We start from the raw sequence: 13,730 nt of genomic DNA, 5'->3' as shown, positions 1-13,730 counted from the left end.
TTCCTGCCATGAAAAATAGATTCATACCATTTGTAAGTGCAGCTATCTTTTCCATTCTGCTCTTAGGAGGCTGTAAAGACCAAGGAAAAAAGGACGTTGTTATGAACAACGATGCTCAAGCTTCCTCGGAAAATAAAACATGGGCAGAAAAGTTGGGATGGCCCAAAGGTAAAAAGGTACTCATTCTACATGCCGATGATATTGGAATGTGTCCCGAAGCAAATACAGCCGCAAAGAATCAATTGACCGACGGGGATATCCAATCAGCTGCGGTCATGATACCTTGTCCGAATGCCAAGGAGTTCATCGATTGGGCCATTGAAAACCCCAAATCCGATATCGGACTTCATTTGACCCTCACGAGTGAATGGAAAACGTATCGCTGGGGAACCGTAACCCCACACGAAGAAGTACCGGGTTTATTGGATGAAACTGACCATATGTGGCACAAGGTCATTCAAGTGGTTCAAAATGCTTCTGCAGAAGAGGTTGAAAAAGAGATTCGTGCCCAGATTGAACAATCTCTAGCTTGGGGGTTTCGACCCAACCATATCGACACCCACATGGGTACGCTCTATGCCGATCCAGGTTACGTAGAAGCTTTTTTAAGGGTAGCTCAGGAGTATAAAATACCCGCAAATGTTATAGATATCTCAAACCCAAAAGTACTGGAAGGATTTAGAAAAGAAGGGTATCCTCTTGACGATTCTGTTGTTGAAATGATAGCAACCTATCAACTCCCAAAATTGGACTTTTTTAGTAGTGCGCCCAAGGGAGGCACTTATGAGGAAAAGGTAGAAAACTTTAAAACCTTGGTCAATTCTTTACGTCCCGGGCTTACCGAAATTATTTTTCATCCTTCCGTACAAACAGAAAACTTAAAAGAGATTACCAATTCTTGGCAACAACGCGTTTGGGAAGCCGAAATGTTTGCGGACCCAAATCTTTTGGATTTCTTTAAGAAAGAGGATATCATTTTTACCAATTGGATGGAAATCATGGAACGTTTTGAGAAAATGAAGAAATAATAGTATCTATAACTACTCGCAAAGACTTTGAATCAAGTTATCGTCGAATTCTTTGTAAGATTTAATAATGGCGTCTGCGAGTTGAAGCTTTTCAGATATTTCTGTATTGGAAATCGCTATACACCTAATTCCGGCGGCTTTGGCGGACTTAACCCCGTTCTCGGAATCTTCGATTACTAAACATTGTGATGCAGGTAGGCCCAGTTTTTTCAAGGTGACCAAGTACGGTTCTGGGTCGGGTTTTCCACGACTCACGTCTTCTGAAGTTACTACTACTTTGAACAAATCGCTGAGGCCTGTAATTTTCATAGTAGCTTGAACCTCCAATTTGGTCGAACTGGTCGTCAGGGCCAAGGTGTAATTTTGAGCAAGTTTTTCAATGCAAGCCACTACCCCAGGATAGATTTTCAATTCATTGCTTACTAAATCAAGATATATTTTGGTTTTGTCAGCAATCAATTTAGAACACTTTACATATTGTAATCCAAAATCTGCCAATAAATCGGCAAATGCAGCTTTATCGGTTCTCCCAAGGCAATAGGTTCTATAGATTTCGGGGGTAATATCGACTGCAAAAGTTTCAAAAACTAGCTTGGTCGCCATTTCATGACAGTGCTCATCATCGGTAATTACCCCGTTCATATCAAAAATAATGGTTGTTGTCTTTTTTTGGAATTTCATTTTCAAATTTATACTTCACCTTAAAACAATGGAAAGTAAATTTTACCTAAAATCGATGTAATCTTAGCATTTACCTCTTTAAGAAGCCATTATATTTGTAAGTAGTCACTACCTGACCTTCAATTATGAGTTCGAAATATCTCTCCTTTTCTATTTTTATCATTTTAATTGTCACCTCTTGCAAAGAAATGATTCCAAAGGTTGAATCAAAATCTATTCCTCATACAACCGAACTAACAGGAGAAGCGCTGGCCCATATTCATTGTGCATCATGTCATCAGTTTGTATCCCCTGATAAACTTAGCGAGACCATTTGGAAAGAAGATGTGTTACCCGCTATGGCAGAACGTTTAGGCATCTATTCGAATGGAACATTAAACGACAGCCTATTCGGTAGTTCAGAAAACGCCCAGATCGTCAAAGCCGCTCAAATTTACCCTGAAAACCCTGTTATATCTTCGGAAGATTGGCTAAAACTAGAGAATTTCTATTTAAAAAACGCTCCAGATGAACTACAAAAAACCACCTACAATGAAAACATCGAGCTAGATTTAGAACAATTCAACTATAAAGAAGTAAAGGTTGCCCACCGTCCGTCAATGACTACCATGGTAAAAATTAGAAAAGAGGGGAAAGGCCTCATTTTCTCCGATGGAAAACCCAATAGCAATGTGCTGACATTTCTCGATGAAAACCTGGAGCTGGAAAAAAACATGCTCACTTTTCAGACACCCATTCATCTGGAAGAAAAAGAGGATATGAGCTATCTTTTAAGTGTGGGGAAGAATATTTTCCCCAATGATTTAAAAAATGGACGTTTACAAGCCTATACCAATCCTTCTGCCACGCATGAAAAAGTAAAACTGACCTCTGTACTTGACAATCTTCAGCGCCCTGTTCATATTGCTTTTGGCGATATTAACGAAAACGGTGAAGAAGACCTGATTGTTTGTGAATATGGCGACCACACGGGTCAGTTGACCCTTTACGAAAAAGAAGGCGAAGCGTATAATAGAAAAGTTCTGAAACAAGCATCGGGAGCTATAAAATCGGTCGTAACCGACGTCAACCAAGACGGGCGATTGGATATTATCTGCCTGATGGCGCAGGGCGATGAAGGTATTTTTTATTTCGAGAATCTGGGACTCGGAAATTTTAAAGAAAAAAGGTGGATGCAATTCTCACCATTAAACGGTAGTCAAAACTTTGAATTTGTAGATTTTAATGGCGATGGATTTAAAGATATTCTGTATACCTGCGGCGATAATGCCGATAAAACTCCTATTCTAAAAGACTATCACGGAGTGTACCTTTTTTTAAACGATGGGCAAATGAATTTTGAACAAGCCTATTTCTTTAGAATGAATGGTGCCTACAAAACCATATCTTTAGATTTTGACAATGACGGTGATTTGGATATGGCTGCCATTTCCTTTTTCCCTGATTACGCGGAACGACCCGAAGAAAGTTTTGTATATTTTGAAAATCAGGGAGACCTCAACTTTAAGCCTCAATCCTTTAAAAATGCAAGTAACGGTAGATGGCTCGTTATGGATGCCGGTGATGTGGATGGAGATGGAGATATAGATTTGGCCTTGGGATCATTTGTGTACTTTTTGGCAAAAGATGATGCTACAGACCTCAGCAAACGCTGGTTAAAGAAAAGTCCTTCTGTTGCCATTCTTGAAAATACCCTGATACCTTAAAAAATAGTGCTATGAAAAAATATAAATGGCTTTTCATAACCTTAGGCATTCTCCTAGTGCTGTATTTGTTAGCGGTACTCATTGTTCCTAAAATTTTAGACGCCAAGCACAACAAGACTAAGCAAGTCCCGCCCTACACAGTCTCCAATAAGGCGCTGAAACTATATAAATCCCTTGAGTTTATCTCCGACCTGCACTGCGATGCCCTTTTATGGCGCCGAGATTTGACCAAAAAGAATGAAGTGGGCCATGTAGATTTTCCAAGGATGCAAGAAGCCAATATGGCCTTACAAGCTTTTACTATTGTGACGAAGTCGCCCGTTGGGCAAAACTTTTCCAAAAATTCAAGCGATGCAATGGACAATATTACCCTACTAAATATCGTACAAGGAAAACCCATCAGTAACTGGCGTAGTTTGTTTAAACGAGCTCAATATCAATGCCAACAGTTGCATGAATATGCCGAAGATTTTGATGATGATTTTATCATTGTAAAAGGCAAAACCGACTTTCAAGAATTAATCGAAAAAAGAAAAGTAGATAGAAAAGTGATAGGTGGTTTTCTTGGTGTGGAAGGCGGGCATTGCCTTGAGGGAAATTTAGAGAGTTTAGACAAGCTTTATAACGAAGGATTACGCATGTTGGGGCCAACCCATTTTTTCGATAATGAATTAGGCGGTTCCGCACACGGTATTACCGGCGAGGGATTAACGGATTTTGGGAAACAGGTCGTACAGCGAATGAACGAATTGGGTATGTTCATAGACCTAGCACACTCCTCCCCTGCCATTATTGACGACATTCTTAAGATGACAGATAAGCCCTTGATTGTATCCCATACGGGAGTGAAAGGCACTATGGATAATTCGAGAAACCTCTCGGATGAACACGTGAAGAAGATAGCAAAAAATGGTGGTTTGATTGGAATTGCTTTTTTTAAAGGAGCCGTTAGCTCACCTGAAATTCAGGGGATTGTAGATGCCATGAAACATGTAAAGAAAATTGCCGGTATCGATTGTATTTCGCTGGGTTCCGATTATGACGGAAGTGTAACCACACCGTTTGATATCACCGGCCTGCCCTTGCTGGTCGAAGAATTGTTGGCGCAAAAATTTACAGAAGATGAAATTAAGGCCATTATGGGCGAAAACATCAAGCGTTTTATGCTTCAAAACCTGCGGTAACCTCGTTTACTCTGTACCGATTCCCATTTTAAGGCGTTGAGCTTCCCAGCCATGGTCAATATATTCCCAAGAAAAATCATTACCACTGACCTTTATTTTCATAAAGCCCTCTTTGGTATGATGCCTACGGCCCTTCCAGCCATTACCGGCGATGGAACCTCCTGTTAAGAAATGGACACGATCGTTCACGAAGCCGTATTCTTTCCAATGAATATGGCCTTGCAAAACCAACTTAAGATTGTGGTCTTTAAAAATATTGAAGACCTCATAGGCGTTACTTACCGTTCTGGTGCCTTCTTTTCCATTGAGTTGGGAAAAAGTGCAAAGCATAGGAATATGGGTGGTGACCACAATAGGCTTTTCAGTGTCAATGGTTTGAAGGTGTTTTTGTAACCAAGATAGCTGTTCTGCATGAAACGAGCCTTTATATCGCTTATTGTCGGTAACGTCTAATGAATTGAGTGTGATAAAATGCCAACCTTTATGATCAAAAGCGTAGTAGGTATCACCAAAATAACGCTGCCACATGCCATATTTATAATCGGGATGGGAGGTGTCTTCGGGGCTTTCTTCATAAATCGCAAATAGATCATGATTACCTATGCAATTGTAAACCGGCATTTGAAAACCCTCGGCCATATCAGTATATAGTTTAAAAAGTCCGTCACCTTTCTCAAAATTGCCCCGCATCACATCGTAGACCAAATCGCCACCGGTAATCACAAAATCAGGTTTAATTGCATTGGTTTTGTCTATGGCCATTTGAAACCCCATAGGTGCATTCATTTCTGGCTTGATATGAATATCGGTCATAAAAACGAACTCAAAAGAGGTATCCTCCTTAGAAGCCAAAGACTCCTTTATATTCATGGTAAGCGGCAAAAAGGGAGTAGCTGCCGAGGCAAGTCCCGACTTTATCAAAAATCTTCTTCTGTTTAATTTTAGTCCTTGATTCTTTTTCATACCGCAAACTTTTAGCTATAAAGAAGGTTTTGAATTTCCACACTATCATATCACAAATGTAATAATATGAAGATGCTATTGTTTCAGCTTTTTTGTCCTTTACCCCTGGTATATTACCACTTCCAATTGTAAGGGAATCTTATATTTGCTTTTGCCATACCACAAGAAAACCAACATGTTCAAAACTTCACGATTTTACCAGTTATATCTAGCTTTCTTTTGCCTGATCGGTTACGCCCAAGAAAATCCGATTGACCACGTCGACCCTTTTATTGGAACCGACTTTTTCGGGCACACCTACCCCGGTGCGGCCTTACCCAATGCCTTGGTACATTTGAGTCCGGATATTCATACGGAGGGGTGGACCTATTGTGCGGGCTATGTATATTCCGAAAGTTCAATTATGGGTTTTAGCCATACGCATTGGAGCGGGGTGGGAATGGTCAATGGAGGCGAGATCCTTTTAATGCCCACAACCCATCAAAAATTACAAGTGGTTCCAGGAAGCTTGGAAAACCCGGATGCAGGTTATCGCTCACGTTTTGACCATGCGGAAGAATCCGCTTCTCCCGGTTACTATTCCGTAATGCTCAAGGATTATAATATTAAGGCCGAATTGACCTCTACCGAAAGAGCAGGTTTTCACCGCTACACCTTCCCAGAATCAAAAACTTCACGTATTATTTTAGATGTGGGGCATCAAATTGGTGATATGACCCAAGGGGAACTATCTGAATTACGGATTGTAAACAACCAGCAAATTGAAGGTGCCAAAGCTGCCGGTTTGGGAAAGGTTTATTTTGTAGCAGAATTCAGCAAGCCTTTTCTTTACTACGGAACCTTTGATGCCGCCTATAAAACTCCGGAATCCGATGGAAGCATTTTCCCTTATAAAAATGCCGAAGTGGGCGATAAAATCGGTGCTTTCGTACAATATCATACGGAAGAAAATGAAGCTATTCTGGTTAAGGTAGGAATTTCATATACCAGTATTGAAGGCGCCCGAAAGAATCTTAAGGCTGAAATTCCACATTGGAATTTTGACCAAACCAAGGAACGCGCGGAGAAAATATGGAACAAAGAGCTTTCCAAGGTTACTATTAAAGGAGGTACTGAAGAGCAAAAACAAATTTTTACAACCGCCCTATATAGATCCTTATTGGCCCAATATATTTCACAAGATGTTGATGGTAGCTACTTTGGTTCCGATGGTAAAATTCATAATACCGACGGATTCGATTTCTACGGTTCTTTTTCGTGTTGGGATACTTATAGAACCCAACACCCGCTAATGACTTTGGTGGCACCTGAGCATGTGAACGATTATATCAAGTCCATTGAAAAAAAAGTAAAGAACTACGGTTGGTTGCCTGCCCAACATTTTTTAAATGTTTATGGCGAATCTATGGTAGGCGACCATTTAATACCTGTTATTGTAGATGCGTATTTAAAAGGCTACCAAGATTTTGATGTAGAACTTTTATACAAGGCCATGAAAAAGAAAGCCTTGGAATCGCCCAAACCACCCATTCCCGAAGAAGCGGGCCGTTCTGGCCTCGAATTTTATCTTGATTTAGGATATGCACCTATTGATAAAGTTACCGAGGCCGTACCCAACACCTTAGAATTGGCCTATGACGACTGGTGTATTGCCCAATTGGCAAAAGAGCTCGGCAAGGAAAAAGATTATGAACTGTTTACCCAGCGTGCTTACAATTATCAAAATGTATGGGATAAAAAAACACAGTTTATGCGACCAAGAAAAGCGGATGGTTTTTGGTTACCAGCCCTGGAAAACCAATCCCAACAAATCGTAACTGAAGGTAACCATAGCTATTATCAATATTTCGATCCTTTATTGGTGGGCCGTAGGCCGAACCGCCATTATACAGAATCAAATGCGTGGCAATACGTTTGGTCTGTTCAACATGATGTTCAGGGACTGATTGAACTATTTGGCGGACCGAAAGCCTTTACAAATAAACTCGACACCTTTTTTGAGATGTCGCCCGTTATTACGCCTCCCAAATACGTGGGTGTGGTGGGTACCATAGGACAATACGTACATGGAAACCAGCCCTCACATCATGTGGCCTATCTCTACAATTATGCAGGACAACCCTGGAAAACACAACAAAAAGCACGTCAGGTAATGAACGAATTTTACCGTACCGGGCCTGGAGGACTCTGCGGAAATGAAGATATGGGTTCGTTATCTTCTTGGTATGTCCTCAGTGCCATGGGAATTTATCCCATGACCCCCGGAAGTACCGTCTACACCATTGGGAGTCCTATTTTTGAAGAAGTAGAACTAAACCTGCCAGAGGGGAAGTCATTCAACATCAAAACAATCAACAACTCGCTAGAAAATCAATACATACAATCGGCGAAACTCAACGGAAAGCCTTTTAATCAAACTTTTATAGACCATTCCGTAATTACGAAAGGAGGAACTTTAGAGTTCGTGATGGGAGCTAAACCCAATAAGTCTTGGGGCAGTAAAAAAGCACCGCCTTCCATGAGCAATTGAAAAAAATGAGAAAGCTTTTACGTAACAAATTACGAGAGCCTGAATAGAAGTGTATTTATGAATTATCAAAAGTTTTGGTTTTTAATATTCATCGGATGCGCAAGCATCCATTCCTGTAATCAAATGGAATTTAAAAAAGAAATTCAACTGACACGTGACCTCACTTACAATCACGATTTGGACAACAACGATAATTTTTCTCCTGATGACCAGTGGCTTGTCTATGATACAAGAACCGAATTGGGCGGTATTGGCGGTAATGGGACCATCGAAAAAGTGCATGTGGTAACGGGTGAAAAAAAGGTGCTTTACCATATTCCCGAAAACAAGGTGTACGGCCCTGGTGTAGGAGCTGTTAGTTACTCTCACACTGAAAATCAAGTGGCCTTTATCCACGGACTTTTGAATTGTTCTGAGACCAGCCCATACCAACAATGGCGGCGTAGTGGTGTAATCATTGATGAAAACCGTCCCGAAGTCCCTATTTTTATGGATGCTCGCGATGTGGAAGCTCCTTTTACCGTTGGTGCCCTTAGAGGAGGTACGCACCGACACGAATGGAGTGGTGATGGGAAATTTATCGGCTTTACCTATAACGATGCCATCATGAAACAATTGGAAGATTCTACCGGAAGCATTCATAATCTCAGAACTATCGGTGTCTCTAAACGCAATTCTCCCGTGGTTGTGGAAAATGAGAATGCTGAAAATTTTTCGGGAGAGTGGTTCAGTGTTCTGGTTGTTAACGTCGTACCAGAACCCACCCCCGGAAGTGATGAAATAAGCCGGGCGGCAAGAGATAGTTGGGTCGGTCATAACGGATACCTGAAAAAAAATGGAAAAAGGCAAAGAGCGCGGGCTTTTATCGGAACCGTTAAAAATTCAACAGGGGAAAGTGTAGATGAGGTATTTCTTGTAGATATTCCGGAAGATATCACTCAACCAAATGAAAATAGTTTTTTAGAAGGAACGGCAACAAATTTACCAGCACCACCAAAGGGTGCAAACCAACGGAGATTGACCTTTACCTCCGAGAGTGAACGACCAGGCTGTGAAGGTATTGTTCGTTCCTCAAACGATGGTTCGCTATTAGCCTTTTTAGCTTATGATAAGAATCACGTAAAACAGGTTTATGCCATATCACCTCTCGGCGGAGAACCCCAACAGCTTACATTTCATAAAAACGATGTTCTAAGTGGGGTGCGATGGCATCCTAATAGGCAAGAGATTATCTATGTGCAGAATAACTCCATCCACCGAAAAAAAATCGATGCGCAAGAGTCAGAAGTACTCACCCAGCCTACCAATGACGCCCCCACCAATTTGGTATGGTCACATGATGGCAAAACCATTGCGTACAATAGAATGGTTAAAAATGCCGAGGGAGAAAAAACCAAACAGATATTTTTAATCAATGTATAGACCTATTGTTTGATTAGCCAAACATCGGTGACCCGTGACTGCTTTCGCCAATTAAGCTGTTCTTCGTCAGGCTTGTCGAACGTAATTTTCAAATTACCGTCAGCTATCAATTCTTTCGGCAAGGGAAATTCTTTGAACTCTTCAAATCCTTTTTCATATTTGGAGGGCTCTAATCGTTCCCCATTCGCACGTAAGAGCGCCTCGCCGTAACCTGCCACCCTTATGAGGTAGTCCGTTTCGGAATTTAAGCCCTCATACTCCAAAACTGGGGAAAATTGAAACAGTTGGGTCGACAACCTTTTTCGGCTTTTTCCATCATGCTCCCATAAGTAGTCAATGGCATCGTCCGTTTCTGAAGTTACATGCTTTGCCGCCGCACTTGAAATGTTGTCATAAAAACTGCCTTCACCCGGACTTTCATAGGTTCTTATAAAATCTAATCGCGCTATTTTTTCTTCTTCCGTTAATAGTTTTTTCATCTTTTCAAACTCATCTTCTAACCACCACCTGTTATTTAAGGGAATGTCAAGAAAATCTAAAATAGCGCCCCGTTCGGCACCCCTCGCTTGATATTTTTCTACACTTGTCTGAGCTCCAACGGACTGAAACAGCTCTTCAGCATACCACTCGATTTTCTTTCGAAGGTCTCGGCCAGTTTGCGCCGAATCGGTGGATTTTAAAATAATAAGGGCTTTTTCCATGGCCGCTTCAGCACCCATTTCCGCCGCTTCTGACAGCACTTTATAGGACTCTTGCTCTAAACCTGATTCAAAAACAAGTTTTGCTTTTACATAAGCATCATAATAAGCTCGTAAAATCAGCTGCTGCCACCTCCAGTTTTCTGAAAGTTCAGGATGATTTTTCTCTAAGCTTTTCCATTTTTCTAGCGTACTATCAATCCCTTGATTTTCTAAAATGGGCCCTTTCCAATTTTCTTCCAGAGCAAAAATGCCCTCCGCAGCCTTATCGGCCAATTCCGATCCAAAGAAAAATTGACAATATTCTTTAACAACATCCTCCGAATTTACCTTAGAATTCCATCCTAATTGACTCCATAACACTTTGTTCACATCGTCATGGGAACCGTCAGAATAGGTAATAAATCCATCGGTTTTAGAAACATCTCTTTTAAAATATTTAGTATATAAATTCGGTTGTGGATTGATAGGCTCCCTACCCAAAGTAAGCGCATAGGCCTGATCCCAGCGTACGGCCGGGTAATGGCATCTCACCGTATGGGTGATATCAGGATAAAAGCGATAAGCGTATTTCTCTGGTAATTGCTCCCTTTCAAAATCAAGCGGTGGACTACTAGGTCCGTTAACCAAACCGGCCAACCAATCCGGTTTTTCTTTTTGGAGGTATTCAAAAAAATAAGAAGTCTTCTCTTCATTAAAGCCCTGCAAAGAAACCCAGATACCGGCCTCTGGATGGTATTTATGTAAGATAGTGGCCAAGTCCTTTAAATAAGGAATCAACATCGACGGATGGTTTTCACCAGGATCACCACCAGGAACAAAAACGCCGTTCAATTTGGGGGTTCGAGCATAAAAAGCCTCTTGTTGTTTTAACCCTTCTTCGTGTGCATTAGCTTCCGTTAAATCTTTGGGAGCGGGCGTCCACACCCAATAATCCACCCCGTATTTCTGACATATTTCACTCATTGCTACCTCCATCTCTTGAGGATGCACCTTAAAATGTGGACTCGAACCTGCTTCTTGAAAAGGGATATTTTCAAAACTGTTGGCACCAAATAGTATTTGTTCCCGAAAATGTTGGTCAAATTGCTTCACTGTCCATGCATCCCAAGAATTGGCCGTATTCCGATATCCGAACTGGTGGCCCCGAAGCGCGTACTCAGGTTCAGAAACCAGGTCTATACCGTTTTTTATTGTGAATTTATTCTTCTCCAACTGAGCGATTCGCAGAAATTTGCCAATTCCGTACAAAAGACCTCGTTCATCGGCGCCAACAATCCAAAGGACATCTTGGTCTTCGAGGACTTCATGGTAAATATGAAAACCCTCTTTTTTTAGGCTAGTCTCCGAGAGGAAACTGTTTACCTTAGGGGCTTCCAAGTGGTCCATTTCTCTTTGTAATGCCAATTTGATGACCGTTTTTGCATCTGTAGCATCTTCTTTGTATAAATTCAAAGCGGTTCTCTTGGCAATTTCCTCGGTCAAAACATCAAAAAGGGTTTCCTGCATTATTTTGTCCACCCCACTAGATATTATTACTCCGGCTTTCGATAAATCTAAATGGTCATTCTCGACCTCCGACTTACAACCTAGCAGAAGAACAACTATTCCAATAAGAAAAATTCTAATTTTCAATGCAGTTTGATAAAATGGTTAAAACAGGATAATAGAACTGTCTATCGTTTGTATACTACAAAATTACCTAGGGCCGAAACCCCAGGTAATTAAAACAATAAACTAACTCAACAATTAATAATTCTCAAACGTCGCTTAGGAGACTACCAAGGTTGGTCAACCCCCTGTAATACCCAAGGTTTTGACCAAGGGGTATCATTTTGAATATAACCAGGTACATCATCCGTATGTTCTGTTTCTTCTAAGCTATTCAACGCGCTGTAATAGTTTTCGCGGTTGAGGGTACTGTTTTCGGTCGGATAAACAAATCTTACGGGAATCACATCGGACTTCGCAAAGGGACCCGGTCTTAAATCTGGAAGTCCTGTTCTCCTCCAGTCCAAATAAGCTTCGGATGCCGAACTAAAATTGGCTATCCATTTTTGCTCCATCAATTGTTCCAAGGTTCCATCATAGGCAACCCCTTCATTGTCGATATAATCATCATAGGCATCGGCCAAGCCCCAAGTTTCTAAAGAGGCCTCCACACCTTTGTTATAATTACCCTCGGCATCGGTACCCCATCCTTTTAAGGCGGCCTCGGCCTTTAAGAAGCACAATTCAGCATAGGAAAATACCCGCGCTTTTAGATTAGGACCTTCAAGTTCATTGAACATAGGGTTCATTAGGGAAACATGAATATTACCACCACCCTGTACCGGACTCGGATTCAAGTTATAGGTATAAGGTTCTGTACCTTGGTTAGACACCGGTAAGCCCACAAATACGCTATTGGTATCAATCATAGTAAGCCCTGCCTCACGATCCGCATACCAAGTTGCTGGGTCATAAATGGCCAAGTTTTTACTCGCTAGAGAATCGTTGTTAATATATCGCAATCCGTTGGAAATTTCTAGAAAAGTGGATGGCCCTGAAGGCATTTCGGCAGGAGCTACCACTTGGGTAGGTACCTCAACAGCATCGAACCAGATATCACTTCTAGGGTCATCTAGTTCCTCTAAAGCGTAAATCAATGTTGTACATGGCTTTACCCGAGTAAAATTAGAAGGTGTACCTGACAAACCGTTACTAGGCTGCGAATCTCCGGGACTAATGCCTAAATAGGAAACAGCAAGCTCATCATCTACACTTTCCATAAGTGGTTTAGCCAAAGTATTTTGGACGCCGGTACTAGCAAATGCAGGGTCTTTTTCAGACAATCGCATGTAATATCTCAAAGCCAAAGAGTTGGCGTATTTCTCCCATTTTTCGGCATCTCCGCCAAAGAAAATATCCTGAGAAGGACTTATGGTTTCCAAACTGGACATGTTAGATGAAATCATTTGGGATGCAGCTTCAAAATTGGCTATTGAGCCCTTGTAAACCGATTCTTGAGAGTCGTATTTAGGTAAATCGACCCCATCAGCATCTGCCCCTTGCAAGGCTTCCGTATAGGGCACATCCCCATAAAAGTCGGTTAAGAGAGCAAAATTGTGTGCCCTTAAAATCATCGCAATGGCCTCATGAAAAACCAGTCCGGATTCTTGAGAGCGCTCCAAGGCCAGGTTTACGGTTCTTAAATTGTTATAATAAGTTTCCCAACCGTCACCTTCCCAATCATAATCATTGGTGCCCCAAGAATCTTTCTGAATATATTGAACGTAGGCGGCCAAAGGATTGCTATAACCCTTATTGCCTACATCCATAGCCGTATTTACCATAACATCGGTCAACAAAAAGCTAGGATTCCCTTCTTCTAGATTGACCCCATTCGGATTGATATTACGCTCCGTAATATCATCGTCACACGAACCGAGCACTACTAGCACAGCTAAAAGAGCCAGGTTCATTATTTTATTTAAAGTCTTCATAACTATATCTAATTTTTTATTGAATTGACCTGA

The 13,730-nt window shown here is 41.3% G+C and carries 9 protein-coding genes; 5 read left to right on the top strand and 4 right to left on the bottom strand.

All coding sequences use genetic code 11. From position 1 onward, the window contains the following. The first annotated feature begins 8 nt into the window (after window positions 1-8). Window positions 9-1,028, top strand: coding sequence for a polysaccharide deacetylase family protein (locus tag BIZ36_RS10445; RefSeq protein WP_187457843.1), 1,020 nt, complete (start codon window positions 9-11; stop codon window positions 1,026-1,028). A gap of 12 nt (window positions 1,029-1,040) precedes the next feature. Here the strand turns inward: BIZ36_RS10445 and BIZ36_RS10440 are convergent, their stop codons facing one another. Further along, window positions 1,041-1,709: an HAD family hydrolase gene (locus BIZ36_RS10440; protein ID WP_187457842.1), complete on the bottom strand. Its 669-nt coding sequence runs from the start codon at window positions 1,707-1,709 to the stop codon at window positions 1,041-1,043. A 125-nt stretch (window positions 1,710-1,834) separates the two neighbouring features. On the opposite strand from BIZ36_RS10440, the gene BIZ36_RS10435 reads away from it, so the two are divergent. Further along, window positions 1,835-3,415 (top strand): FG-GAP repeat domain-containing protein, encoded by a 1,581-nt coding sequence (locus BIZ36_RS10435; protein ID WP_187457841.1) that lies wholly within the window; start codon window positions 1,835-1,837, stop codon window positions 3,413-3,415. Between the two features lie 11 nt (window positions 3,416-3,426). Continuing rightward, window positions 3,427-4,599, top strand: a complete 1,173-nt coding sequence (locus BIZ36_RS10430) for a dipeptidase (RefSeq protein WP_187457840.1) — start codon at window positions 3,427-3,429, stop codon at window positions 4,597-4,599. 6 nt (window positions 4,600-4,605) lie between these two features. On the opposite strand, the gene BIZ36_RS10425 is transcribed toward BIZ36_RS10430, so the two are convergent. Beyond that, entirely contained in the window at window positions 4,606-5,562 is a 957-nt protein-coding gene (locus BIZ36_RS10425; RefSeq protein WP_187457839.1) for a metallophosphoesterase family protein, read from the bottom strand. A 175-nt stretch (window positions 5,563-5,737) separates the two neighbouring features. Between BIZ36_RS10425 and BIZ36_RS10420 the strand changes: the two genes are divergently transcribed. Further along, window positions 5,738-8,092 carry a GH92 family glycosyl hydrolase gene (locus tag BIZ36_RS10420; protein ID WP_187457838.1) on the top strand — a complete coding sequence of 785 codons (2,355 nt, stop codon included), beginning with the start codon at window positions 5,738-5,740 and terminating at the stop codon, window positions 8,090-8,092. Between the two features lie 123 nt (window positions 8,093-8,215). Next, window positions 8,216-9,514 (top strand): DUF3748 domain-containing protein, encoded by a 1,299-nt coding sequence (locus BIZ36_RS10415; protein WP_286174689.1) that lies wholly within the window; start codon window positions 8,216-8,218, stop codon window positions 9,512-9,514. Between the two features lie 2 nt (window positions 9,515-9,516). Here the strand turns inward: BIZ36_RS10415 and BIZ36_RS10410 are convergent, their stop codons facing one another. Then, on the bottom strand, window positions 9,517-11,847 hold the full coding sequence (locus BIZ36_RS10410; protein WP_286174688.1) for a hypothetical protein: 2,331 nt from the start codon (window positions 11,845-11,847) through the stop codon (window positions 9,517-9,519). A gap of 143 nt (window positions 11,848-11,990) precedes the next feature. Further along, entirely contained in the window at window positions 11,991-13,697 is a 1,707-nt protein-coding gene (locus tag BIZ36_RS10405; RefSeq protein ID WP_187457836.1) for a SusD/RagB family nutrient-binding outer membrane lipoprotein, read from the bottom strand. Window positions 13,698-13,730 lie beyond the last annotated feature (33 nt).

The organism is Cytophaga sp. FL35, from assembly GCF_014349235.1.
Taxonomy (GTDB): Bacteria; Bacteroidota; Bacteroidia; order Flavobacteriales; family Flavobacteriaceae; genus Euzebyella.
The sequence above is the reverse complement of the archived record's forward strand: the minus strand, read 5'-3'. Positions and strand labels throughout refer to the sequence as shown.